This is a genomic window from Bowmanella dokdonensis (assembly GCF_017254865.1).
Classification (GTDB): domain Bacteria; phylum Pseudomonadota; class Gammaproteobacteria; order Enterobacterales; family Alteromonadaceae; genus Bowmanella; species Bowmanella dokdonensis.
On sequence record NZ_JAFKCV010000001.1, the window covers coordinates 33,921 to 56,131 of the forward strand.

Consider the following 22,211-nt stretch of genomic DNA (forward strand, 5'->3'; position numbering starts at 1 on the left):
CTTTCAATTCCCCATCGCTTGGTTAATAATTAGCCACGAGGTAAGAGGGGTAGTCTATGTCGATTCAGTTCGATGGTAATGTCAATTCTGCATTTGTGTCCGGTGCGCTGACCATTCAGCGGGCCTCGGACGGTATTACACAAAATTCCATCAGTCTGGCACAGCAACAGACTGATCAACGCGAGCCAAGGCAGGAACAAGCCGAGACTGCCAAACTGTCTGAGCGGGTACCGTCAACCGGTAACGGCAGTGTGACAGACAGTCTGGCTGGCCTTACCCTCAACCTGCGCCATGCCGAAGCCGGTGCCAAGGTGTTGGATATGACCAGCGATATGGTCGGCAGTTTGATTAACGAGGTCGCCTAGGACCAGAACATTATGATGAATATTGTTACTCCCGCGCTGTCAGCCTTTCCGCTTAACACGTCCAATGTGAATACGGAAGCGGCTCGCCGTGACAATATTGCCAGGGAAACCGTTCCCCAGCTCTCCGCCTCTGAGAATTCCGCGGCGGAATCCGGCCTGGGTTCCGAATCCGATCGTGTCAAGAATCCTGGGCAGGCACCACAACCCCTGACCTATGAAAAACCTCAGCCAAATCAAAATGCCGCTACACAGGCACAGCAACAGGGTGGCCAGAACAAGGATAATGGCGAAGATCCCAGTGCCGGCAAGCAGGATGCCCAGGACCGTCAGCAGGAGTCTGCAGAGCAGAAAGAAATTCAGGAACTGAAGCAGCGTGATAAGGAAGTCCGCAGCCATGAGCAGGCCCATGCTGCTGCTGGGGGCCAGTATGCCGGGTCGCCCAGCTACGAATTTGAAACTGGCCCGGACGGTCAGCAGTATGCTGTGGGCGGTGAAGTCTCTATCGATATTTCAGCGGAAGCTTCCCCGCAGGAAACGTTACGCAAGATGCAGCAAGTGAGGGCCGCGGCACTCGCGCCGGCTGAGCCTTCTCCCCAGGATCTGCGAGTGGCGGCTGAGGCGCAGCAAAAGGCCGCCGACGCCAGGCAGGAGATTGCCGAAGAGCGTCGCGAACTCGCCGGACAAGCTTATGACAGTGCCTTCGGCGACAAAACCGAGCAAACCCGTTCAGGCTTTGAACCACCCGAGCTGGGCGATATCGGTGGCGCCGGTGTGCAGCCGCCCACCCGCAAATTGCGTGAAGATGACCCTGTAGCTGAAGCCGCAGGCCTGGAGACCGGCAGTGAAGAGTTCCGCCGAGTCCAGGCAAGCCGGGATGTGGATATAGACGCCAGGGCCCTGAGGATTGAGAATTTTTACCAGCAGGTCTACCAGCCCAGGGAACATGCCCTGCAGCAGTTGGCCTGAGAAAGACAACCAGTCAGAAAAGAGAAAAGCCCCGCGAGCGGGGCTTTTTTGTATCAAAAAGATGGCTTACTTCTTGGCCTTGGCGAAGGCTTCCGCCAGGGCATTGCCCATGGCGCTGTTGCTGGGCTGTGGGGCCCGTTGGGGCTGTCCCTGCGGCCTATTGCCCCGGGGCTTGTCAGTTTTGGTTTGAGGCGTTTTGCCGGGACTCCTGGCCGGCTCGTCCTTCAGACGCATAGTAAATGAAATGCGTTTTCTGGCCACATCCACTTCCATGACCTTGACCTTGACGATATCCCCCGCCTTGACGACCTCCCGGGGGTCGGCAATAAATTTGTCCGTCATCGCCGAGATATGCACCAGGCCGTCCTGATGCACACCCACATCCACAAAGGCGCCAAAGGCCGCAACATTGCTGACGACCCCTTCGAGTATCATGCCGGGTTTAAGATCCTGCAGCGTCTCGATGCCTTCCTTAAAGGTGGCTGTCTTGAACTCGGGACGCGGGTCGCGCCCCGGTTTGTCCAGTTCGGCCAGAATATCGCTGATGGTGGGGATCCCGAATCTGTCAGTGGCAAATTCCTCAGGCCTGAGGCTTTTCAACAGCTCCCTATTGCCAATCAGTGTTTGGAGATCCGTTTCGACGCTCTGGCTTATATGTCTGACCAGATCATAGGCTTCCGGGTGCACAGCTGAGGCATCCAACGGGTTGTCACCGCCATTGATCCTTAGGAATCCGGCCGCCTGTTCGAAGGCCTTGGGCCCCAGGCGTTCAACCTCCAGCAGTCCTTTACGGTTCTTAAAGGCGCCGTACTGGTCCCGGAAACGGACAATATTCTGTGCCAGCGTCCGATTCAGTCCAGACACATAGCTCAACAGCGCAGGGGAAGCGGTATTGACGTCCACGCCCACCGCGTTCACGCAGTCCTCCACGACCGCATCCAGGGATTTGCCCAATTGGCTCTGACTGACATCATGCTGGTACTGTCCCACACCTATGGCTTTGGGCTCAATCTTGACCAGCTCGGCCAGCGGGTCCTGCAAACGGCGGGCAATGGAGACTGCGCCACGCAGGGACACGTCCATATCCGGTAATTCCCCAGAGGCCAGCTCTGAGGCTGAGTAGACTGATGCACCGGCCTCACTGACCATTATCTTGTTGATCTTGAGATCAGGCAAAGCCTTGACGACTTCAGCGGCCAGTTTATCGGTCTCCCTGGACGCTGTTCCATTGCCTATGCTAATCAACTGCACCTTGTGCTGCTGGCACAGGTTGACGAGGGTGCGAACGGACTTGTCCCAATGGTTCTGCGGTGCATGGGGGTAAATGGTATTAGTGTCCAGCACTTTTCCGGTGGCATCGACCACGGCCACTTTCACCCCGGTACGCAGGCCCGGATCCAGCCCCATGGTTACCCGGGCCCCTGCCGGTGCGGCCATCAGGAGGTCACTGAGGTTTTTGGCGAATACCTGAATGGCTTCCAGTTCGGCTTTTTCCCGCAACGTGCCGAACAGCTCATTCTCCATATGCAGGAGAATTTTCACACGCCAGGTCCACTGAACCACAGATTGTAGCCATTTGTCCGCTGGCCGGCCTTTATCCTGCAAGTTGAAATGCTGGGCAATAATGGTTTCGCAGTAGGAACTGCGATCACCTTCCTCGTTGGCCGGATCGGCGAGCATGGAAACCTGCAACAGGCCTTCGTTGCGGCCCCGGAACATGGCAAGCGCGCGGTGCGAGGGCGTTTTACTGAGCAATTCAGAGTGAGCGAAGTAATCGTTGTACTTGACGGCCTCTTTTTCCTTGCCCGGAGTGACCTGGCTTCTGATATGGGCTTCACGGGTAAGATGCAGACGTATTTTCTGCAAAAGCGCGGCGTCTTCGGCGAATCGCTCCATCAATATATAGCGGGCGCCTTCCAGTGCTGCCTTGCTGTCGGAAATACCCAACTGGGGGTTCAGATATTGTTCCGCCAGGGTATCCGGATCCTGGCCGGGATCATTGAATAACCCCTCTGCCAATGGCAGCAGACCGGCTTCGATGGCAATCTGGCCCTTAGTGCGTCGTTTGGGCTTGTAGGGCAGATACAGATCTTCCAACTCGGTCTTATTGTCGACAGCCAGAAGCTTTTTCTCCAGTTCGGGAGTGAGTTTTTCCTGCTCGCGAATGGATTTCAGGATCACCTGGCGGCGATCCTCCAGTTCACGCAAATAGCCCAGCCGTTGTTCCAGGGCCCGCAGCTGCACATCATCCAGCCCATTGGTGGCCTCTTTACGGTAACGGGCAATAAAAGGTACGGTGGCTCCATCGTCGAGCAGTTTGACTGCCGCCTGTACCTGATGAGGGGAGACGGACAGTTCGGAAGCAATTTTTTCTATGATCATTGGTCGCCTTGGTGGCTATTGGCAAATGCTAGCCCTTTATAAGGGCTTGGCAGGCAAAATACCAGTGTGGGGGCGGCAAGTGGGTATAAAATCGCCGCAGAGCAGGGTGGGTAAAACAGGCCGATCTAACACCTGGCGTTTGGCCGCTTGTGTCTGTTCTCTGATAGATGCGGATAAGTGTGTGATAACAAGGAGTTTTTATGCAGATGCTGGTTAACATTGATGTGGCGGACCTGAATGAGGCCATTTTCTTCTACTGCCACAGCTTTGATCTCAGGGTAGGCCGTCGTTTCGGTAACACAGGAGCGGAACTGCTGGGCAGCAGCGCGCCAATTTATCTGTTACAGAAAGAAAGCGGCAGCCGCGCAGTGGAAACGCCCCAACAGTTGCGCAGTTATCGGCGCCACTGGACGCCTGTGCATTTGGACTTTGTGGTTGGGGATATGGATGCCACATTAGAAAGGGTACTGGCATCGGGGGGACAGCTCGAACATCCGGTGAGTGTCAATGACTGGCGCAAGCTGGCCTGTCTGTCCGATCCGTTTGGTCATGGGATCTGCCTAATCCAGTTTATTGGTGAGGGGTACGATGCCATCGCGACCAAAGCCTGACATTATTCCTGTTCCCCCGGGTAGTGGATACGGGTCACATACCAGAGTTTTCGACCCGATGGGGTATTGACCCAGACTTCGTCGTCTTCGGCTTTTTTCAGCAGGGCCCGGGCCATGGGGGAGTCAATGGAGATATAGTCCTTGCGGGCATAGATTTCATCGGGGCCGACAATGCGGAACGACAGGGTTTCTTCCTGTTCATTTTCTATGTCTACCCAGGCGCCGAAAAATACCCGGCCTTTCTGTTCGGGGGCGTAGTCCACTACCTTGATCTCTTCCAGTCGTTTTCGCAGGTATCTGACCCGACGGTCGATCTCCCGCAGCAACTTTTTATTGTACTGGTAGTCGGCGTTCTCACTGCGATCCCCAAGGCTGGCGGCCCAGGACACCTTCCGGGTGACTTCGGGGCGTTTTTCCCGCCACAGGTGGTCCAGTTCCTGTCTGAGCTGATTGAAGCCCTCGCGGGTGATCAGATTGGTTTTCATCGATGAAATTTTCTCACTCTGGTCTGCCGGAAATCCTTGTCCCCAAAGCATTGGGAGAACGTTGAGGATACGTCAAGAACCGGCTCATAACATGTTAGTAATAGTCTGAATCTGTTTATGACAAAAACGTTTCAAAAGCGCGACGCAAATCAGCCTGGATCTTCTAGAATCAACAGTGGGTGACCACTGTTCTGATGCAGTCAATGAGTCAGCTTCAGTGTGAGTCATCCGCCATGCTGCAACCCTTGCTACCGGGTTTGCATGCCTTAACAACTTGTCATTGAATCTGAGCTAAGGTAGCTGTTAGCAGATATACTCAGTAACCGGCGTAAGCCGGCCTATTTCACCCGTATAACGGGTATTGTAATGAGCGGACCCAAGGTTCAGCAGGGAAACAGCTGGTAGAGAAAGACACCGGGCACCCAGTGCCCGGTTTTCTTTTTGGCAGCTAAGGATTCTGAACCCTTCAACGGCCGGTCGGACCTTATTTGTCTTTGCTCTCGATACCCAGCAGTTCGACTTCGAAGATCAGGGTGGAGTTAGGCGTGATCTTGCCGGTAGAGCGCTCGCCATAGGCCAGATCGGCCGGAATGTAGAACTTGTATTTTGAGCCCACATTCATCAGTTGCACACCTTCAGTCCAGCCGGAAATCACTCTGCTCAGGGGGAATACGGCAGGCTCACCTCTGTCATAAGACGAGTCAAACTTGGTGCCGTCGAGCAATGTGCCCAGGTAATGGACCTTGACAGTATCTTCTGCGCTGGGTTTGGGGCCGTCTCCTTCGCTCAGCACTTCATATTGCAGTCCTGACTCCGTTTCGGTCACTTCTGCCCGCTTGGCATTCTCTGCCAGGAATGCCTTGCCTTCGGCCAGATTGGCTTCACTCATGGCGGCTTCCTTGGCCTGTTGTTTTTCGTTAACCACACCGTCCAGGGCAGTCAGTACCTGCTGAATGTCTTGCTGGGACATCTTGGACTCGGCGGTCAGGGCATCCTTGAATCCTTTAATAACCATCTCGCGGTCCAGCTTTATCTCTACTTCTTCCTGCATATCCAGTTTCTGGTCGATAAACTGACCTACTGAGACACCCAGACCGTAGGCCTGCTGCTGCTCCGGTGTGTCCAATTTGACTTCGGGGGCCTGCTGGCTGGCCGGTTCTTGTTGGCAGGCTGTCAGCAGGGTTGCTGACAATACCAGGCTGGCGATGGCGGTCTTCTTCATATTGTCTCCGATGAGTTTGCTTCTTGGGCAGGAGGCATCCTGCCTGGAATTCAGTGGCCATTTGCAGGCCATAACTTGTCCATGGCGATCATTTACTTCGCCAACAGACGGTTTATAAGGAGTCCGAGCTTTGAGAGGGGGTGAGCGAGAAAGTTTCCTTCCCAACGCAAAGAATAGTGACTCTCAGTCCTTGAGTCCGGCCCGTTGTCGCCAATTCGATGGACAGCGGCCAGGACAATGGGCTTATACTAAACCCATAAAAGCAAAAGCGAAACCATAAGGATGGCATGCTGCGTCGACTGACATTTTCCCTGGTACTGCTAATTCCACTGGGATGTTCCCTGCCCGGCAGTACACCGCTGGAATCCCTGGTGCATGCCGAGGGGGGAGCCATGGCTGCCGCCGTGTCGGAGGATGCCAGTCTGTCAGTGGTGTCTTCCGTGGACAATGGCATCCGGGTATGGGATCTGGATTCCAATGAGCTTCTTTATCAGTGGCGACATCAGGGGGATGGCAGCAATCTGGTTGCCAGTATCCATATCGCGGCTGACAACAGCCACGTCGTCACGTCTGACCGCGAGGCCTTTGCCCTGTGGAATGTACAAAGCGGTGAGCCTATAGGTTTCTGGCGGATTGACGAGTCGAGTATCCGGGATGTGGCCGTTGCCGACCAGGGCAGAGCTGTGCTGGTGGGACGGGGCAACGGCAAGGTAATGTTCTTCGAGCCTGACAGCGGTAGACGACTTGAATTTTTAGGCCATCAGGAGAAGATTAACAGCGTTGCACTCTCGCCTAATGGTTTCTATGCCCTGACCGGAGCCAGCGATTTCCTTGCCTACCTGTGGGACACCCGTTCCGGCCAGATAGTTTACAGTTTCACGCATCCAAGCCGGGTGACGAAGGTGGCGTTGGATAATCAGGGGCGCTATGCCTTCACGGCGGACAGTAAGAACAACGCCAGGATCTGGGATCTGAGTACCGGAGAGGCCCTTAGCACATTGAGCTATTTGCAACGGCAGAAAATTTTCTCTGCGGCCAGGTTTTCTGCTGATGGCAAGTATTTACTCACAGGATCACCCGGCAGAGACCTGAGCCTGTGGGAAGTCGCAACGGGGGAAGAAGTCGCATCATGGCGGGTAACGCCCAGGCAGGGTAGCCAACCTCAGAGCGCAGTAGTGTATGATGTGGCTTTTTTGCCCGGGCACCAGGTATTGTCAGAGAGCAGCAGTGGCCTGGCTGAAATCTGGGCCTACTAGATGAAGAGAGCACCATGCTAGAAGAAGATATTGAGCTGTTACAGACCAAGCTGGCATTCCAGGAAGATACCCTGGAGAAACTGAATATGGCCCTGGCCGATCAGCAAAAACAGTTGGATCGGCTGACCTTTCAGCTCAGACATGTCACTGATCGCCTCAGGGCCATGCAGCCTTCCGATATTGCCACTGACTCGGAAGAGACACCGCCACCTCATTACTGAATTTTCAGGCCCCGATGCTGGAGGAGTGACATGAAAGAACAGGATAACAAGCAACTGGTTTCCAGTCGGGGTGAACCTCTCAGCCGGGACGACGATACCGGTCGGGGGAAGGAGCGTCGGCAGGAAAACAGTGAATTTGTTTCTGTTATCGTCAAGCGTACCGATGAGACCTTCCGGCACCCGGATGACATTCTGGAAAAAGCCATAGGGGAGGGGATGGAGCAGCTCTCCCGGCCACTCTTCTCGTTGCTGCTTTCGGCCGTGGCGGCCGGCATGATCCTTTGCTTTACCGTGCTGGCAGTGGCTGTGGTGGCGACCCTGCTGGCCGAGGGCGAGTACCCCTTCAGCCGGGTCATGCTGGCGGCAGCCTATCCCCTTGGCTTCGTGCTCTGTATCCTCAGCCGTACGCAGTTATTTACCGAGCATACAGCCACCGCCGTTTACCCGGTGTTGGATAAAAGGGCCCATGTCCGGCAGTTGTTGCGGTTGTGGGGGGTGGTGATCCTGGGGAACATGATTGGCGGTGTCTTGTCCAGCAGCCTGCTGATTGCTGCAGAGCCGGTGGTTCACGCGGGAGCGGGATATCTGGCCCTGGCCCGGCACTTGCTGGACTATCCGGTCGAGGTGCTGTTCGTCAGTGCTGTACTGGCGGGCTGGCTGATGGCCCTGGGTGCCTGGATTGTCCTGTCCACCTACTCCACGCTCAGCCAGATTGTCAGCATCTATATCGTCACCTTTCTGATTGGACTGGGCGGCTTCCATCATTCCATCGCCGGCTCTATCGAGCTGTTCGCTGCCTACTTTGCCTCAGACCAGTTGGCTTTCTGGGCGCTACCGCCGGTGATTCTCACCGTGCTGGCGGGCAATCTGGTCGGCGGCAGCGTGTTTGTGGCCATGCTCAATTACGGCCATATCCGGCATTCCCAACGCATTGAAAGGCGGGCCAGGGCGAGAAGCTAGCCTGATACTCCGACATCAGGGCTTGAATACGCCAATTACGCTTTCTTTTTTGCGGGTGGCGGAACTGACTTTTTCGTCAGGTTGGGTCTGATGATGGCCGCACTGCACGCACTCCACATGCTCCAGATTGTTTTGCAAGTACAACATGAGAGTATCCATGGCCTGACATCTTGGGCAGGTGGCGCCGGCGATAAAGCGTTTGCGGGTTTTTTCTGACATGGTGGAAGAGGCTGGTGAACTGAGATGATATGATATCGCGGTTTTTTTACTGAGTCACAAAACAGCATGATACAGATCGCCAACCTGAGCCTGATGCGGGGCAGCAAAGTGTTGCTCGAGGGCGCCAGCGCCACTATCTATCCCGGACACAAAGCGGGACTGGTGGGCGCCAACGGCTGCGGTAAGTCCAGCCTGTTTGCGCTGTTCAAAGGTCAACTGCATGCCGATCAGGGCAGTTGTGAACTGCCCAGGGACTGGCAGATTGCCTCAGTCGCCCAGGAAACCCCCGCGTCGGATAAATCTGCCCTCGAATACGTGATTGACGGGGATCAACGACTGCGCGACATACAAAGACAAATTCGCCAGGCCGAGACCGCCCATCAGGGAGAGCGTCTGGCCACTTTGCATATCCAGTTGGAGCAGGCCGGCGGGTACCAGGTGGAAGCCCGGGCAGCGACCATTCTCAACGGCCTGGGTTTTACCCCCGAACAGACAGATCTGCCGGTCAGGACCTTCTCCGGTGGCTGGCGGATGCGCCTCAATCTGGCCCAGGCGCTGCTATGTCACTCCGACCTGCTGCTGCTGGATGAGCCTACCAACCACCTGGATCTGGATGCCGTCATCTGGCTCGAGCGATTCCTGCAGCGTTATCCCGGCACGTTGGTGCTGATTTCCCACGACAAAGCGTTTCTGGATGCCACTATCGGCGAGATCATCCATGTGGATCAGCAATGGCTGGTCAGCTACAAGGGCAATTACTCTTCGTTCGAATTGCAACGGGCCGAACGCCTCAGGCTGCAGGACCTGCAGTTCAAGAAACAGCAACAGCAGGTGGCCCACCTGCAGTCCTTTATTGACCGCTTTAAGGCCAAGGCCAGCAAGGCCAAGCAGGCACAGAGCCGTATCAAGCAACTGGAAAAAATGGAGCAACTGGCCCCGGCCCATTATCAAAGCGGGTTTTCCTTCGATTTTTTCACCCCGCCAAAGCTACCCAATCCGCTGGTCAGCATGGAGCAGGTGCAGGTGGGCTACGGCGACAAGGTCATATTGCAGAAACTGCAGCTTAACCTGGTGCCGGGCAGCCGTATCGGCCTGCTCGGTCGAAACGGAGCAGGCAAATCCACCCTGATCAAGTTGCTGGCCGGTGAAATGGAGCCCTTGCAGGGACAATACACCACCTCGGCCGGACTGAGGATTGGTTACTTCGCCCAGCACCAACTGGAGTATCTGGATGCTGACAGTTCTCCCCTGGGGCATTTACAACGATTAGACCGGCAGGCCACCGAACAGTCCCTGCGGGACTTTTTAGGTGGCTTCGGTTTTCGTGGCGATGAGGCCCTGGCCAGGGTCGCGCCCATGTCCGGCGGTGAAAAGGCTCGCCTGGTGCTGGCATTGCTGGTCTATCAGAAACCGAACCTGCTGCTGCTGGACGAACCCACCAACCATCTGGATCTGGATATGCGCCATGCGTTGAATATTGCCTTGCAGGGGTTTGAAGGCGCTTTGGTGCTGGTCTCCCACGACAGGTTCCTGCTCAGTTCGGTATGCGAAGCCTTCTATCTGGTCGACAGTGGTCAGGTGCAGTCCTTCGAGGGTGACCTGGACGACTATAAGCACTGGTTGATGAACAGCCAGCCACAGAGCAGCACAAAAAATCACGCTGAGGCAGAGTCAGACAAGATAGATCGCAAAACCCTAAAACGGCTGGAGGCCGAGTTCCGGCAGGCTACCCAACCAATTCGTAAGCTGTTGTTGGAGAAGGAAAAGCGCATGGATAGCCTGCAGGCAGATTTGGCCGACATCGAACAACAGATGCTTGACACCAGTTTGTATGAAGAACAGCACAAAGCACGGCTCAAGGCCTTGTTGGAGAAGCAATCCCGCTGCAAACAGGAACTCGAAGAGGTAGAGATGGACTGGCTGGATGCCCAGGAGCAGCTTGAGCATAAACAAAGGGCCTTCGATGCCAGTCTTGCAGGCTGAGGCCTTCTGGCAGTTCAGCCTGGATTATTATGCCCGTTATCAGGAGCCCTTGCTCAGATTGCAGGACGAATCCGGTCTGAACGTGAATATCTTGCTGCTTTGTTTGTATTTGCAGGAGCAGCATATAAGGTTGTCAGCGCAGCAGTTCGCCGGGCTGAGAGCGGCTATCCGGAGTACCGAAGCCCTGCTTGCACCGCTCAGGACTGTGCGCAGACAAACCAAAGCCCACGACGAAGAGGCTTATCTGTTGCTGCAAAAAGCAGAACTGGCATTGGAAAAAAGGCAACAGCGGCAGCTGTGCGTGAACCTGGCAGAGGTAGACAACTACCTGAAACAACCACCTGAAGGGCCCAACAATTTACAGCGATATTGCCAGGCCGAGGGTCGCGATCCCGCTTGCCTGCGAGCCCTGCTGAGCCTGTTGCAGGGCTAAAGATTGATGCGGGTCAAATTTTCAGCCCGCAGACAGACGTAGACTAAACCTGTTGAAACAACCAGACAGGGGAATTCTTATGTTGGAACTGATACTGGGCGATCCGGTGGTGTGGGGCTCATTGCTGGGCCTGGCGGTGGTATTGGGCATCTGCTTCTACTACGTTTACCTGATTCTGCACAACACCATGGACAATAAACCGAACTGAGCCGGCCAGGCATGGGATGGGGCTTGTCATTGATGGCGCACTGTAGTCAAATCGGCGCTGTTTGATGATTAATCCGCTTGGTATAAGGGAGACAAAGGTTGCCATCCGCCGAATTTGGTCAGATAGTCGAAAGTGATTTTAAGCCGCCCTGGTGGGCCAGAAATCCCCATATCCAGACCATTTGGCCAAGGTTGCTGCAGCGGCGGCGTCCCGTGCAACTGAACTGGGAAAGCCTTGATCTGCCCGACGGTGATTTTGTTGAACTGGCCTGGACACCCCGTCCATCAGACGAAAAAGGCCTGGTGATTTGTTTTCACGGTCTGGAAGGCTCAGTCAAATCACATTACGCCAACGATATGCTGGCCGAGTTCAACCAGCAGGGCTGGCAGGCGGTGATGATGCATTTTCGCGGCTGTGGCTCCCGGCCCAACCGGACGTTACGGGCTTATCATTCGGGCGATACCGGAGACGCCCTGTATCTTTTGGAAACCCTGGACCGCCGTTTCACATCGCTGCCCAAGGTTGCCGTAGGCTTTTCCCTTGGCGCCAATATGTTGTTGAAGCTGCTTGGGGAGCAGGTTAACCAACGCTTTATCAAGGCAGCGGTGGCCATTTCCCCACCCTTTCGTCTGTTGGAATGTGCCAACAGCATCGGCAAAGGCTTTTCCCGTCTCTATCAACGCTACCTGCTCAACAGCATGTGTCAGCGACTGCTGCACAAGATGAAGCACTTCGATTATTCGGACCTGTCGCTGGATGAGGAAAAGGTGCGAAGTTTCCGAAGTTTCCTGGATTTTGATCAGCATATTACTGCTCCCCTGCACGGTTTCAGGGATGCCCTGGACTACTACGGCAAATGCAGTGCGGCGACCTTTCTCAGCCATATTCAGACACCTACTTTGGTTCTGCATGCCAAAGACGACCCTTTTATGAGTCCGTCGGTGGTGCCCAGTAGTAACGAACTGTCGGCTTTTGTGCGGCTGGAGTTGAGTAAGCAGGGTGGACATGTGGGTTTTATGCAGGGCACGCCATGGCGGCCCAGGATCTGGACACATCAGCGGATCGTAAACTTTGTCCGGCCCTATCTTGAGAACGGGCAGGGAACGTTCGGGGTGGCAGAATGATTATTCCGTTTGATCAGCTCGACCGCCAGACCCTGTTCAATGTGATAGAAGCCTTTGTTCTCAGGGAAGGCACGGATTATGGCGAACAGGAGGTGAGTCTGGAGGATAAAATCCAGCAGGTCCATGGCCAACTGAAACGAGGCGAGGCCCTGCTGGTCTATTCGGAGCTGCACGAGACGGTCAATATCTTGTCTCGCGATCAACTCCCCCGCGATTAGCTCTGATTGTCAGAGAAAACCACGCTGAAGGTTACCGGAATCGTTTGGTCGATGCTGGACAGGCCTGCGATTTCCTGTAGCTTTTTGATCCCATCAGTGAGGCCAAACTGGATGGCATTGATGAGAATGGGTTTGGTTGTGGTTGCTACCAGTTGTTCGTTGGCCAGCCGGGTTATCTGAACATCAATCGGCAAGGTTTGGGTTTTGGTGGCCATATCCAGCTTGGCTTTCACTTCCAGCCTGGTTGTTTCACCGACATCTAGCTCCAAGACCTTATCCGGTAACTGGGCACTCAGGTTAGCCTTGGGAAACAGCTTGAACAGGTGTTCCTGCATGCGTTCGTTGCGGATGGGGATGCCGGTTTCCAGAGACATTATATCGATGCTGACTTTCAGCGCTCCGCTGTCAGATAAGCTGCCGTCAAACTGCTTGAAGTGATGGATTTCCGTCACCAGGTTATTCTTGGTAGACAGAAAATGCAGGCTGGAAGCCTGCTGATCCAACTGCCAGTCTGCCAGGGCCGTATGGGCGCAAAGCAGCAACGCTGCCAGGCTAATTATCCTCATGGTCTTCCTCTTGTTGGTGTTGCACAATATGACGCCAATCGACACTGGGATCCCCCAGTACGACAAAATCCGGATTGGTCAGGGAATTACGCCTGTTATAGGTTAAAGGCTCAAAATTAGCGGCCAGAAGGGTGCCGCCGGCCTCGGTGACGATACACTGGGAGGCACCTGTATCCCATTCACCGGTACTGCCGATACGCAGGAAGACATCGGCCTTGCCCTCGGCAATAAAACAGGCTTTAAGCGAGCAGCTTCCCAGTGGCAAGGTCTGGTAGACCCTGTGGCTGGTCAGCTTGGACATCACTTTGTCCCGGGACTGGCGACGACTGATGGCAATCACAACCACCCCATCGGCAGGATCTTCAAGTTTTCTGACCCGGATAGGCCTGTCTTCCAGCGGGGTGGCTTTGTAGGCACCCTGTCCCTTGCTGGCATAATACATGGAGTCACCTGCCGGCCAGTAAATCACGCCGATTACCGGTTCGTTGTTCTCCACCAGGGCAATATTGACGGCAAAATCGCCACTGCGGGCGACAAACTCCTGGGTGCCGTCAATGGGATCGATCAGCCAGTAACGGTGCCAGTGCTGCCGGTCGGACAGTTGGCCATTGTTCTGCTCTTCCGACATGATGGGGATCTGCGGGGATTTCTCCATCAACAGCCGGGTGATGATCTCGTTAGCGCGGATATCTGCGGACGTCACTGGCGAATCGTCGGCTTTACTGTAGCTTTGGTAATCGCCACTGTCATAAATTTCCAGAATAGCCTGACCAGCCTCGCGGGCGGCCTCTTTAGCCAGCTCCAGATAAGGGGCTCTCTCTCCATCGGGCATTATCGGTTCCTTAACCACCTCTCAACCAGCAACAGCGCACTGATACTGCGTGCCTCAGTAAAATCTTCCCTGCCGAGCAGGGCATCCACCCTGGACAAAGACCAGGGGACCACTTCCAGCGGCTCGGGCTCATCACCCTCCAGCCGTTTTGGATAGAGATCTTCGGCCACCAGGATGTCCATGCTGGCATTAAAAAAGGCTGGCGCCATGGAGACCTGATGCAACTTGTGCAGGCGGCGCGCACCGTAGCCTACTTCTTCCATCAATTCCCTGTTACCGGCCTGCAGGGCGTCTTCACCCGGATCCACCAGGCCCTTAGGGAAGCCCAGCTGGTAGGAATGGGTGCCGGCGGCATATTCACGTACCAGCAGCAGGGTCTGGTCGTCCAGAAAAGGCACCAGCATTACTGCCCCCCGGCCGGAACCGCGCATGCGTTCAAATTCGCGACGTGCGCCGTTGGAAAACTCCAAATCCAGCTTTTCGATATGGAACAGACGGCTGCGGGCCACCAACTGGGTGTCATGAATCTGTGGAAGTACCTTTTCAAGGTCGACTTTACTCATCTGGCTGCCGCTGTAGAATAATTCGCCCTAACTATAACGCGGATGAAACCAATTGCCTATGCTGGCCTGGAATCAGATAGACACAGTGTTGCTTGACATGGACGGCACGCTGCTGGACCTGCACTTCGACAACCATTTCTGGCTGGAATTGATCCCTGCCAAACTGGCTGAGCGCGATGGTCTGAGCCTTGAGCAGGCCAAAGAGCGAATGCGTGGGGACTATGAGGCAGTGGCCGGTACTATTCACTGGTATTGCCTGGATTACTGGGCCGACCGGCTGAATATGGATATCGTCAGCGCCAAGCGGGAAATCCAGCATCTGATTGGACTGCGTGACGACACGCTGCCTTTTCTTGAGGCCCTGCACGCCACTGGCCGGCAGGTAGTGCTGGTGACCAATGCCCACCCGGACAGCCTGTCATTGAAAGTGGAGCGAACGCAGTTGGATCGGCATATTGATACCCTGATCTCGACCCATGAATTTGGCGTGACCAAGGAATCCCAGTTGTTGTGGCAGCAACTGCAAGCGCGACTGCAATTCGATCCTGCCCGCACCCTGTTTGTGGATGACAGCCTGACCATACTGCACGCCGCGGCCAGATTTGGCATCGCCCATCTGCTGGCTGTCAGCAATCCGGATTCAAAGCTGCCCATCAGAGAGATCGACGACTTTCCGGCGGTGCAGGATTATCGCTACCTGCTGGAAGACATCCGCAATCATCCGGTGGTAAACAGGTAAGCCCCTAAGACACACAGGAATAAACAGTACACCTTGGCGGCGTCGTGCACCCTGGGGTGTACCTCTCTAAAATCGGATCTGGTAATAACCCTCGGCATCGGGTTTGCCGAACAGGCGTGCGGCCTGGTGAACTTCTTCGGGCAGCTCGGCGTCCGGCTTAAAGCGCCCGGCTACGCTTATTTTGAAATTGGCTGGGATGCGCGCCTCGGCGCTCAGGCCAAAGCTGTTGGGCTCCTGGATATTCACCAGCAAATCCTGTTCCCGGCAGGCCAGGCTGGCGTCAAAATTGCCAAGGGGAATATAACCCCGGGTGCCAGCCACCTGGGCATTCAGCCACTGGCCAGTCCCCTGCAGGACCTCACAACCGTCTGCAAAGTGAAGCTCATCCAGCCTGATCTTGAAACGCCCTTTGGCGTTGACCGGCAACGGCAGTGGCAACTGGGCGATGACAAGATCCGTAGGCAAGAACACCTCCAGGCCATCGGAGGATACACTGTCACGACTCAGGCTCAGGCTGCCCTGCAGGGACACCTGATCGGCATCGCGGCTGTTGCCGGCCTCCAACTCCAGCCACAGGGCGCCGCTCAGCAATCCCCAGGGACTGAGCCGCCAGTGTACCTGGTGAAGGGGAATCCCCTGGTAAGTTACCACCCGTGCCCGGCCCTCCCAGACTGTACCACTGAGGCCCTGGAGTGTGATTTGTGCGGGGAGCGGCAGCCGGGGGATAACCTGTATGGCCGGCAACTTAGCCAGCAGAAAAAACAGGAAAAGGGTCAAACACAGCAGACCGGCTTTTATTACAGCAGCTGACTTCATGACTTGCTCAACTGCAACCGACGGATGCGGATCTGGCCCGGGTTGGCCGTCTCGCTGAAGTCGGCATCCTGTATGCGGATACCCATCTGCTCAATATTCTGCAGCCAACTGATCACCTGATTGAAGGGGGCTTCGTCCACCCACACCTGCAGCTCTTCACCCTGGGGCTGCATACGGGAAATATTGATGTTCAGGCGGCTGGCGGACTGATTGACTGCCTGGGTGAGGGAGCCAGTGAAAGCTGCCTGCTTACCGGCGTTCCCCTTGAGCTGCTGGACGCGGTTGGCGTTCTTCTGCACCCAGGCCAGCAATTCCTGCTGGGCTTCAACGGCAGTTCTGTTGCGTTCAATGGAGTGATTCAGGGGGGCCCAGACAACCAGATAGAACAACAGCAGTCCCAGCACTGCCAGGGCGGCAAGGGTCAGTTTCTGTTCCCGGTCGGATAATTGCCTGAATCGTTGTAACAATGGATTCACGTCAGCTCCTTATGGACAACGAGCCCACGACCTGGCTGTCCTGATTATTGATGGCGCCCTGCTGAACCTCAAATCCCAGGCCTTCGGCAAGTCGTCGGAATTGTTCCAGAGCCTCGAAACTGCCGGCCACCGCCTGCATGCGCAATTCGGCGCGCTTGGCATCAAATCGCAGGGTCTGGGGCTTTATCTGGCTTCGGTCGAAGGCATCGCTCAACTGCGAGAGCATCACCAGCATGGAAACACCGGAACCTCCCTGTTGCAATTCGCTGAGTTTTTGATTCATCTGTGAACGCACATTAACGATGCGGGTGACTTCCGGAAAGGCCCGCCTGAACTCCGCTTCGATCTGTTGTTCCAGCGCGTCCCGCTGGCTGGCCAGCCGGTTGGCTTCCACCGCTTTGTCCACCAGACTGGTGGTCAGTGCGATCACTGCCAGTACGGCCGCCAGGCGCCACTTCTGCCACCGATTGTTGCGCTGCTTCTTGATCTTGAAATCGCCCTGCAGCAGATTAAAGGACGCAGAGAGGGCCCCCTGTGCCAATACTTTCATGGGCATTTCCAGCGTCTGCGCCTGTTGGACCAGGTTGGGGGACTCGGGCAGGACCAGATTGGAATAGTTGGCAATGGTCAACGGTGTAGCCTGCTGTCTGGCTACATGGCCAATGGCGGTCAGTAACCATTTACTTTCACCTTGCATCCCTTTCCACTCATCCTGACGAAGCAGTAGCTGATCACTGATCTGCAGCAGGGACCAACCTTCACTGTGGTGGGGCAGGGCCAGAATATCCGGCAGCAGTTTATCAAAGGACAGGCCGGCATCATTCAGCACATCGATCCACCCCACCATCTTTTGCTTCTCCACTACAGCAACGGCCTGATGGGCACCGTGCCTGGGCCCCAGTGCGAAGAACTGGTTGTCGATATCGGAGCTCAGCTCATCTTCCAGCATAAAAGGGATAGCAGCAATGGCTTTACGGCTTGCCTTGGCCGGCAGGGTGACCCAATGCAGGAGGATGTCGCTGGTGGGCGCAAGCACAGTGACGGGCCGGTTGCCTGCCCGGTCAGCCAGACTGTGCAGGTGAGTGGCATCAGCGAGCTCACCTGAAGCGATGATCTCCTGCTCGCCACTGGACCAGACCAGCCACTGAATCGGGTCCATCCGTGTGGATCCCAGTCGTATGACTAGCTGCTCTGTCATTTGAAGCCTCCAAATTCCCGGCGGACAACCACCGGTGTGCTGCCTTGATCCACGACCAGTAAGGATGACATGGAAAAACTGGCGTTATTGTAACGGGTTCGGGTCTGCAATAGGAAATATTGACTGGTCACGTCAAACCATCCTTTCTGATCGTCGGTCAGGTTCAGGGCTGTGATTTCCGGCAGACTGAAGAATTCATTGGTGTCCTTGAATCCTTCCGGCTTTCTGGAGGCAATGATGCCTTTCACATCCTGCAGGCTGATACCGTTGCCGAGCAGGGCGTGGAGTACCGGCGCCAGCTCGTCTGTCAGGGTATTGATGTTGATTTTAAGGCTGTTGTTGCCGGGCAGTACACAGACCAGGGGTAAAAGTTTGTCCAGCCATTGGGGGGCGGCCCCATGTACCATTCTCAGTTCAGACTCGGCGGCCATCAGGTTATTGGCAGGCAGATAAGGGGGGAGCTTGGCTTCATAATCGCTGTCTTCGGCACCAAAGGCGCTGATTTGACTGTCCTGATCCAGCCAGTCTATGACGGAGTCGCGGAACACATCGGCATCATAAGAGGAAATCTCCAGACCGTCGGTCTGCAACAACCGCTTGAAGGCTTCGGCCAGCGAGTTTGCTGTGGGCGTGCCGGTTTTGTTCTGAGGGGCCGCCTGCAGGGCGTTAAGGTTGAAGCAACTCTGCATGTCGGTGATCCTGGCCTGCAATCCGCCCCCCTCGAGGGGAAACTGAATATCTGCGGCGGCCCAGGGCTGGTTGAGATGAATCACCCCATTGGCCGACTCCAGAAGCTCCGCAATGGATTTCAGGGCAAACTGTTCTGCGCCCATGGCATACCAGTAAGCCTGGTTATTATCCTTGATGTTGCCCGCCCGCCGGGCCTGCAATTGCAGCCGGGAGCCCATTTCCGTAGCGATGACGCTGACCATGGCCAGGATCAGCAATACCAGAATCAGCGCGACCCCCCTGCTATGGTGCATTGGCGCCTCCCGGCGAGGGGAGCAGAAATTCCCGGCGGATACGGCCAAAGTCCTTGCTGAGGATGTCGACGGCGACGGCTTTGGGCAGCACGGTGCCTACATAGGTGTCCTCCCATTTCAGTGGCCTTTGTCCGGTTTCTGTGAGGAACTGTACGCGAAAATCTTCCACATCGGTCAGCAGCGTCTTGATTTTAGGTTCATGGCCGATGACGTTGTCCGGGTGGTTGCCGTACAGCCGCTGTAACTGACCGTCGTAAAGGCGGTAGCCTACTCCCTGCAATGTGCTGCGCGGCAGGATCAACTGGGGGTTATGCCAGCCGGTTCGCACCAGCGCCAGGCCATCGGACTGGCTTTCCAACTGATTGGCGCCCCCCGTGATCACCCGTTCATTCTGTTCGCCATTGATACGCACAGCCCTGGGAACCGCCTGCAGCAGATCCCGTTCCAGGAACAGCATGGCCCGTTGCAGGGTTTGCAGTTTCTCCACCCGCTCGCTGGAGATGGCATCGCTGTTCAGTACGGTGGTCAGCACCCCATTGGCGGCTAGGCCAATCAGGGTGAAGATAGCCATGGCTATCAGGATCTCCAGCAGGGTAAAGCCGCGACTAGTTCCCATTGAGGCTGCCTGTTGAGGGTCGGGCCAGGAAAGTGGATACCGAGGTAATCACCTGCTCGCTATTCTCCTGCAGGCGGATTTCGACTGACACCTGGCGCAGATCTTTGTCGGCGGTTTCATTCACCACCTGCTTCCAGTACCAAGTGCGATCCGCCATCTCCTCACTGCCTTTTTGATTGTTCTGGGGTGGCCAGCGACCTTCCAGGTGCACCTGGGCAAGACGATTATTGGCCACCCAGGTGGCAAAAGTGATTTCTTCAATCATGCTGACATTGTGCAGGTGATCCCCGGCAGCCTTCATCACCGCAGTGCCGGTGAGGGCAAAAATGAGCAGGGCGACCATGATTTCCAACAGAGTCATGCCCCTAGGATAGCGACCAACAGGTAACGAGTGGCGAGTGACAAGTGAAAAGGTGCCTGCCCGGGGACGGGAGGGTCGCCGTGATATTGTTTCCCCCTGGATTGGAATCATAGCCTGTCCATGGCGTCGCTCAGGCTCAGGGGAGGCATATCCTGGGCGTCGACGCGAAAATACACCGGCTCGTCATTGCCGAAACCCGGCTCATACTTGAAGAACAGACTGAAGGGGGTAATTTCGCCACTGGATAGCAGCAGTATCTGAGGGGGGGGAATCTTTTCTTCCTCCTCACCGATTTCAACCCCTTCTTCGCTGACCGATAACTGTTCGTCAAACAGCTCCTGCTCGAACAGACTGTCTTCTTCCTGCCAGGGCAGATCCTCAAGCTCTAACTCCAGGCTGAAGTCTTCCGGCAGCTTATGCTCTTTCAGCAGCTTGTCCTCTTCCACCGGCTGCCACTTCTGTTGCTCGTCCAGCATCAGGAAGTAATACCTGCCTTCCTCCACCCGCAGACCCAACTCCACCTGATTGAGTACCGCGTGATCCGATACCATATTCATCACTACGGCAAAGCGCTGGGCCTGGTCATGCAGGGCCTCTTCCCGGTTTTTGCCCAGGCTGGTAAAGGTCACGGTGCCGACAATCAAACCCATCAGCAGCAGTACCAGCATCACCTCCAGCAGGGTAAAGCCCCGCTGGAAGCGGCTTGCTCGGGAAGTGAGGCGACAGGCGGTCATGGGGTGGTTTACAGATACTCTTCCAGATTCCAGTTGCCAATATCATCCTCGGTGCCGGGCTGCATGTCGGGGCCGGCGGAAAATACGTCGAAGGTGCCCATCTCACCCGGGCTCAGCAGGTAGTAGGGGTTGCCCCAGGGATCCTGGGGAAGGCGATTGATAAAGCCCTCGGCCGGAAAGTTACGCGGAACAGGATCCAGGGTCGGGGCATTAACCAGTGCTTCCAGGCCCTGATCGGTGGTGGGCAGCAGATTGGTACGCACCTTATACATCTGAATGGCGCTCTCCAGTTGCTGAATATCGATAGCGGCCTTTTTCAGTTGGGCGGTTTCCTGGTTGCCCAGGATAGCCGGAGCGACCAGCGCCGCCATCATGCCGATGATCAACAGGACCACCATGACTTCGATCAGGCTGAAGCCGGATTGTTTCATTGCACGGATTTTCATATTACAAGTTCACCATATTATTGAGAGCCAAAATGGGTTGCAGGATAGCCATGACGATAAACATGACGATCCCGGCCATGCTGACGATTAACAGAGGCTCGAAGACTTTCAGTGAGACACTGACGAGGGCCTCGAATTCCCTGTCCTGATTGTCGGCGGCCCGTGTCAGCATCTGCTGCAGTTCGCCGCTGCGCTCCCCCGACGCGATCATATGCATCATCATGGGGGGAAACATCCGGGTTTTTTCCAGTGAGGCACGCAGGCTGGAACCTTCCTTAACCCTTTCTGATGCTTCCAGCACCTCGTTGCGGATATGCAGGTTCTCCAGTACGCCGGCAGAAATCTTCATGCTCTCCAGCAGGGGCACGGCGCTGGAGGTCAGAATACTCAGCGTGCGGGCGAAGCGTGCCGTATTCAAGCCCCGGGACACCTTGCCCAACATGGGCAGGCGCAGTATAAGCCGGTGATAACGCAGTTTCAGCGCCGGTTGCTGCAACAGTCGCTGGACAATAACGATCAACAGCAGGATAACCATGCCTGCGATCAGCACATAATCCTGCAGCCAGTCACTGATGGCGATCATGATGCGGGTGATAAGGGGCAGTTCCTGGCCCATGGTATCGAACTGACCGACGATCTTCGGCACCACCTGGGTGAGCAGGGCAATCACCACCAGCAGGGCAATGGTCAGCATCAGGCTGGGATAGATCAGGGCCTGGATAATCTGGCTGCGGGTTTGCTGGCGCTTTTCCGTGTAGTCTGCCAGGCGGTTGAGTACGGTGTCCAGGTGGCCGGACTTTTCACCTGCAGCCACCATGGCCCGGTAAAGCTGGTCAAATACCTGGGGGAACTCGGCCATGGCATCCGCCAGGCCGTGACCTTCCACCACCTTGCTGCGCACGGCCATCATCATATTCTTGTGCTTGGCTTTCTCACACTGCTCGGCCACCGCCTGCAGGGCCTCCTCTATGGGCAGGGCCGATTCCACCAGGGTGGCCATTTGTCGGGTCAGCAGGGCCAATTCCGAGGCGGAAATACCCGTCTGGAACATCCGCCAGCCGCCGGCAGCGCGTTTTTCCCTCTCGGATACCGTATCCACTTCAAGGGGTATCAGGCTCTGTTCACGAAGCAGTTGTCGGACTTGGCGGGGGTTATCGGCCTCCATCACACCGGATTTGTTACGACCGGCCTGATCCATAGCCTTGTAGGCAAATGCTGCCATCAGTCA

28 protein-coding genes are annotated in these 22,211 nt (G+C 55.8%); 12 read left to right on the top strand and 16 right to left on the bottom strand.

What is annotated here, in order from left to right; translation table 11 throughout:
* Positions 1-56 precede the first annotated feature (56 nt).
* On the top strand, positions 57-365 hold the full coding sequence (locus J0A66_RS00175) for a hypothetical protein (protein ID WP_206571750.1): 309 nt from the start codon (positions 57-59) through the stop codon (positions 363-365).
* 15 nt (positions 366-380) lie between these two features.
* Positions 381-1,331, top strand: a complete 951-nt coding sequence (locus J0A66_RS00180; RefSeq protein WP_206571751.1) for a putative metalloprotease CJM1_0395 family protein — start codon at positions 381-383, stop codon at positions 1,329-1,331.
* 66 nt (positions 1,332-1,397) lie between these two features.
* Here J0A66_RS00180 and J0A66_RS00185 read toward each other — a convergent pair whose 3' ends face one another.
* Complete coding sequence (locus J0A66_RS00185; RefSeq protein ID WP_206571752.1) at positions 1,398-3,713, bottom strand: Tex family protein; 2,316 nt, start codon at positions 3,711-3,713, stop codon at positions 1,398-1,400.
* A 200-nt stretch (positions 3,714-3,913) separates the two neighbouring features.
* Here J0A66_RS00185 and J0A66_RS00190 point away from each other — a divergent pair, with 200 nt between their 5' ends.
* Positions 3,914-4,324, top strand: coding sequence for a VOC family protein (locus J0A66_RS00190; RefSeq protein ID WP_206571753.1), 411 nt, complete (start codon positions 3,914-3,916; stop codon positions 4,322-4,324).
* A 2-nt stretch (positions 4,325-4,326) separates the two neighbouring features.
* On the opposite strand, the gene greB is transcribed toward J0A66_RS00190, so the two are convergent.
* Positions 4,327-4,809: a transcription elongation factor GreB gene (greB, locus tag J0A66_RS00195; RefSeq protein ID WP_206571754.1), complete on the bottom strand. Its 483-nt coding sequence runs from the start codon at positions 4,807-4,809 to the stop codon at positions 4,327-4,329.
* Between the two features lie 484 nt (positions 4,810-5,293).
* Positions 5,294-6,031, bottom strand: a complete 738-nt coding sequence (fkpA, locus tag J0A66_RS00200) for an FKBP-type peptidyl-prolyl cis-trans isomerase (RefSeq protein ID WP_206571755.1) — start codon at positions 6,029-6,031, stop codon at positions 5,294-5,296.
* Between the two features lie 287 nt (positions 6,032-6,318).
* On the opposite strand from fkpA, the gene J0A66_RS00205 reads away from it, so the two are divergent.
* From J0A66_RS00205 to J0A66_RS00215, 3 genes are read left to right on the top strand one after another with little or no spacing between them, the layout of a single operon-like run.
* The gene (locus J0A66_RS00205; protein WP_206571756.1) at positions 6,319-7,287 is read left to right on the top strand and encodes a WD40 repeat domain-containing protein; all 969 of its coding nucleotides are present in this window, start codon (positions 6,319-6,321) and stop codon (positions 7,285-7,287) included.
* A gap of 14 nt (positions 7,288-7,301) precedes the next feature.
* The gene (locus J0A66_RS00210; protein WP_206571757.1) at positions 7,302-7,508 is read left to right on the top strand and encodes a SlyX family protein; all 207 of its coding nucleotides are present in this window, start codon (positions 7,302-7,304) and stop codon (positions 7,506-7,508) included.
* Positions 7,509-7,538: 30 nt separating this feature from the next.
* The gene (locus tag J0A66_RS00215) at positions 7,539-8,468 is read left to right on the top strand and encodes a formate/nitrite transporter family protein (protein ID WP_206571758.1); all 930 of its coding nucleotides are present in this window, start codon (positions 7,539-7,541) and stop codon (positions 8,466-8,468) included.
* A gap of 15 nt (positions 8,469-8,483) precedes the next feature.
* On the opposite strand, the gene J0A66_RS00220 is transcribed toward J0A66_RS00215, so the two are convergent.
* Positions 8,484-8,687: a YheV family putative zinc ribbon protein gene (locus J0A66_RS00220; protein WP_206571759.1), complete on the bottom strand. Its 204-nt coding sequence runs from the start codon at positions 8,685-8,687 to the stop codon at positions 8,484-8,486.
* Between the two features lie 66 nt (positions 8,688-8,753).
* Between J0A66_RS00220 and abc-f the strand changes: the two genes are divergently transcribed.
* The 5 genes from abc-f to J0A66_RS00240 all read left to right on the top strand — a co-directional run bounded on the left by abc-f (position 8,754) and on the right by J0A66_RS00240 (position 12,653).
* Positions 8,754-10,670, top strand: coding sequence for a ribosomal protection-like ABC-F family protein (gene abc-f, locus J0A66_RS00225; RefSeq protein ID WP_206571760.1), 1,917 nt, complete (start codon positions 8,754-8,756; stop codon positions 10,668-10,670).
* Positions 10,651-11,103: a TIGR02444 family protein gene (locus tag J0A66_RS00230; RefSeq protein ID WP_206571761.1), complete on the top strand. Its 453-nt coding sequence runs from the start codon at positions 10,651-10,653 to the stop codon at positions 11,101-11,103. The genes abc-f and J0A66_RS00230 overlap by 20 nt, the downstream gene beginning before the upstream one ends.
* 79 nt (positions 11,104-11,182) lie before the next feature.
* The gene (locus J0A66_RS23520) at positions 11,183-11,311 is read left to right on the top strand and encodes a hypothetical protein (RefSeq protein ID WP_277603501.1); all 129 of its coding nucleotides are present in this window, start codon (positions 11,183-11,185) and stop codon (positions 11,309-11,311) included.
* A gap of 98 nt (positions 11,312-11,409) precedes the next feature.
* Complete coding sequence (locus J0A66_RS00235) at positions 11,410-12,435, top strand: hydrolase (RefSeq protein ID WP_206571762.1); 1,026 nt, start codon at positions 11,410-11,412, stop codon at positions 12,433-12,435.
* Entirely contained in the window at positions 12,432-12,653 is a 222-nt protein-coding gene (locus J0A66_RS00240) for a YheU family protein (RefSeq protein ID WP_206571763.1), read from the top strand. Before J0A66_RS00235 ends, J0A66_RS00240 begins: the two co-directional genes overlap by 4 nt.
* On the opposite strand, the gene J0A66_RS00245 is transcribed toward J0A66_RS00240, so the two are convergent.
* Genes J0A66_RS00245 through nudE form a run of 3 tightly spaced genes read right to left on the bottom strand, consistent with a single transcriptional unit; the run spans position 12,650 to position 14,614 of the window.
* Complete coding sequence (locus tag J0A66_RS00245) at positions 12,650-13,219, bottom strand: YceI family protein (RefSeq protein WP_206571764.1); 570 nt, start codon at positions 13,217-13,219, stop codon at positions 12,650-12,652. The two genes, J0A66_RS00240 and J0A66_RS00245, sit on opposite strands and share 4 nt — an antisense overlap.
* The gene (cysQ, locus tag J0A66_RS00250; RefSeq protein ID WP_206571765.1) at positions 13,206-14,051 is read right to left on the bottom strand and encodes a 3'(2'),5'-bisphosphate nucleotidase CysQ; all 846 of its coding nucleotides are present in this window, start codon (positions 14,049-14,051) and stop codon (positions 13,206-13,208) included. Before cysQ ends, J0A66_RS00245 begins: the two co-directional genes overlap by 14 nt.
* Entirely contained in the window at positions 14,051-14,614 is a 564-nt protein-coding gene (nudE, locus tag J0A66_RS00255; protein WP_206571766.1) for an ADP compounds hydrolase NudE, read from the bottom strand. The genes cysQ and nudE overlap by 1 nt, the downstream gene beginning before the upstream one ends.
* A gap of 52 nt (positions 14,615-14,666) precedes the next feature.
* Between nudE and yrfG the strand changes: the two genes are divergently transcribed.
* The gene (yrfG, locus tag J0A66_RS00260) at positions 14,667-15,353 is read left to right on the top strand and encodes a GMP/IMP nucleotidase (protein ID WP_206571767.1); all 687 of its coding nucleotides are present in this window, start codon (positions 14,667-14,669) and stop codon (positions 15,351-15,353) included.
* A gap of 66 nt (positions 15,354-15,419) precedes the next feature.
* On the opposite strand, the gene J0A66_RS00265 is transcribed toward yrfG, so the two are convergent.
* The 9 genes from J0A66_RS00265 to gspF form a co-directional block, all read right to left on the bottom strand.
* A complete protein-coding gene (locus tag J0A66_RS00265; RefSeq protein ID WP_206571768.1) occupies positions 15,420-16,169 on the bottom strand; it encodes a type II secretion system protein N in 750 nt (249 codons plus the stop codon).
* Entirely contained in the window at positions 16,166-16,645 is a 480-nt protein-coding gene (locus J0A66_RS00270) for a type II secretion system protein GspM (RefSeq protein ID WP_206571769.1), read from the bottom strand. The genes J0A66_RS00265 and J0A66_RS00270 overlap by 4 nt, the downstream gene beginning before the upstream one ends.
* A 1-nt stretch (position 16,646) precedes the next feature.
* Positions 16,647-17,843 carry a type II secretion system protein GspL gene (gene gspL, locus J0A66_RS00275; protein ID WP_206571770.1) on the bottom strand — a complete coding sequence of 399 codons (1,197 nt, stop codon included), beginning with the start codon at positions 17,841-17,843 and terminating at the stop codon, positions 16,647-16,649.
* The gene (gene gspK / locus J0A66_RS00280) at positions 17,840-18,826 is read right to left on the bottom strand and encodes a type II secretion system minor pseudopilin GspK (RefSeq protein ID WP_206571771.1); all 987 of its coding nucleotides are present in this window, start codon (positions 18,824-18,826) and stop codon (positions 17,840-17,842) included. The genes gspL and gspK overlap by 4 nt, the downstream gene beginning before the upstream one ends.
* Entirely contained in the window at positions 18,816-19,442 is a 627-nt protein-coding gene (gene gspJ / locus J0A66_RS00285; protein WP_206571772.1) for a type II secretion system minor pseudopilin GspJ, read from the bottom strand. Before gspJ ends, gspK begins: the two co-directional genes overlap by 11 nt.
* Positions 19,432-19,803 carry a type II secretion system minor pseudopilin GspI gene (gene gspI, locus J0A66_RS00290; RefSeq protein ID WP_206571773.1) on the bottom strand — a complete coding sequence of 124 codons (372 nt, stop codon included), beginning with the start codon at positions 19,801-19,803 and terminating at the stop codon, positions 19,432-19,434. Before gspI ends, gspJ begins: the two co-directional genes overlap by 11 nt.
* Positions 19,804-19,910: 107 nt before the next feature.
* Positions 19,911-20,537 carry a type II secretion system minor pseudopilin GspH gene (gene gspH, locus J0A66_RS00295; RefSeq protein ID WP_206571774.1) on the bottom strand — a complete coding sequence of 209 codons (627 nt, stop codon included), beginning with the start codon at positions 20,535-20,537 and terminating at the stop codon, positions 19,911-19,913.
* A gap of 8 nt (positions 20,538-20,545) precedes the next feature.
* Positions 20,546-20,983: a type II secretion system major pseudopilin GspG gene (gene gspG / locus J0A66_RS00300; RefSeq protein ID WP_241263928.1), complete on the bottom strand. Its 438-nt coding sequence runs from the start codon at positions 20,981-20,983 to the stop codon at positions 20,546-20,548.
* Between the two features lies 1 nt (position 20,984).
* A complete protein-coding gene (gspF, locus tag J0A66_RS00305) occupies positions 20,985-22,205 on the bottom strand; it encodes a type II secretion system inner membrane protein GspF (protein ID WP_206571775.1) in 1,221 nt (406 codons plus the stop codon).
* Positions 22,206-22,211: the final 6 nt, after the last annotated feature.

Bases quoted from the DNA above. Each gene is read 5' to 3' on its own strand.
- gspH (WP_206571774.1), bottom strand. From the start codon at position 20,537: ATGACCGCCTGTCGCCTCACTTCCCGAGCAAGCCGCTTCCAGCGGGGC.
- J0A66_RS00230 (WP_206571761.1), top strand. From the start codon at position 10,651: ATGCCAGTCTTGCAGGCTGAGGCCTTCTGGCAGTTCAGCCTGGATTAT.
- J0A66_RS00240 (WP_206571763.1), top strand. From the start codon at position 12,432: ATGATTATTCCGTTTGATCAGCTCGACCGCCAGACCCTGTTCAATGTG.
- gspI (WP_206571773.1), bottom strand. From the start codon at position 19,803: ATGACTCTGTTGGAAATCATGGTCGCCCTGCTCATTTTTGCCCTCACC.
- gspL (WP_206571770.1), bottom strand. From the start codon at position 17,843: ATGACAGAGCAGCTAGTCATACGACTGGGATCCACACGGATGGACCCG.
- J0A66_RS00180 (WP_206571751.1), top strand. From the start codon at position 381: ATGAATATTGTTACTCCCGCGCTGTCAGCCTTTCCGCTTAACACGTCC.
- fkpA (WP_206571755.1), bottom strand. From the start codon at position 6,031: ATGAAGAAGACCGCCATCGCCAGCCTGGTATTGTCAGCAACCCTGCTG.
- J0A66_RS00210 (WP_206571757.1), top strand. From the start codon at position 7,302: ATGCTAGAAGAAGATATTGAGCTGTTACAGACCAAGCTGGCATTCCAG.
- gspJ (WP_206571772.1), bottom strand. From the start codon at position 19,442: ATGGGAACTAGTCGCGGCTTTACCCTGCTGGAGATCCTGATAGCCATG.
- nudE (WP_206571766.1), bottom strand. From the start codon at position 14,614: ATGAGTAAAGTCGACCTTGAAAAGGTACTTCCACAGATTCATGACACC.
- J0A66_RS00175 (WP_206571750.1), top strand. From the start codon at position 57: ATGTCGATTCAGTTCGATGGTAATGTCAATTCTGCATTTGTGTCCGGT.
- J0A66_RS00205 (WP_206571756.1), top strand. From the start codon at position 6,319: ATGCTGCGTCGACTGACATTTTCCCTGGTACTGCTAATTCCACTGGGA.
- J0A66_RS23520 (WP_277603501.1), top strand. From the start codon at position 11,183: ATGTTGGAACTGATACTGGGCGATCCGGTGGTGTGGGGCTCATTGCTG.
- gspF (WP_206571775.1), bottom strand. From the start codon at position 22,205: ATGGCAGCATTTGCCTACAAGGCTATGGATCAGGCCGGTCGTAACAAA.
- J0A66_RS00190 (WP_206571753.1), top strand. From the start codon at position 3,914: ATGCAGATGCTGGTTAACATTGATGTGGCGGACCTGAATGAGGCCATT.
- gspG (WP_241263928.1), bottom strand. From the start codon at position 20,983: ATGAAAATCCGTGCAATGAAACAATCCGGCTTCAGCCTGATCGAAGTC.
- abc-f (WP_206571760.1), top strand. From the start codon at position 8,754: ATGATACAGATCGCCAACCTGAGCCTGATGCGGGGCAGCAAAGTGTTG.
- cysQ (WP_206571765.1), bottom strand. From the start codon at position 14,051: ATGCCCGATGGAGAGAGAGCCCCTTATCTGGAGCTGGCTAAAGAGGCC.
- J0A66_RS00245 (WP_206571764.1), bottom strand. From the start codon at position 13,219: ATGAGGATAATTAGCCTGGCAGCGTTGCTGCTTTGCGCCCATACGGCC.
- J0A66_RS00265 (WP_206571768.1), bottom strand. From the start codon at position 16,169: ATGAAGTCAGCTGCTGTAATAAAAGCCGGTCTGCTGTGTTTGACCCTT.
- J0A66_RS00215 (WP_206571758.1), top strand. From the start codon at position 7,539: ATGAAAGAACAGGATAACAAGCAACTGGTTTCCAGTCGGGGTGAACCT.
- J0A66_RS00185 (WP_206571752.1), bottom strand. From the start codon at position 3,713: ATGATCATAGAAAAAATTGCTTCCGAACTGTCCGTCTCCCCTCATCAG.
- greB (WP_206571754.1), bottom strand. From the start codon at position 4,809: ATGAAAACCAATCTGATCACCCGCGAGGGCTTCAATCAGCTCAGACAG.
- gspK (WP_206571771.1), bottom strand. From the start codon at position 18,826: ATGCACCATAGCAGGGGGGTCGCGCTGATTCTGGTATTGCTGATCCTG.
- J0A66_RS00220 (WP_206571759.1), bottom strand. From the start codon at position 8,687: ATGTCAGAAAAAACCCGCAAACGCTTTATCGCCGGCGCCACCTGCCCA.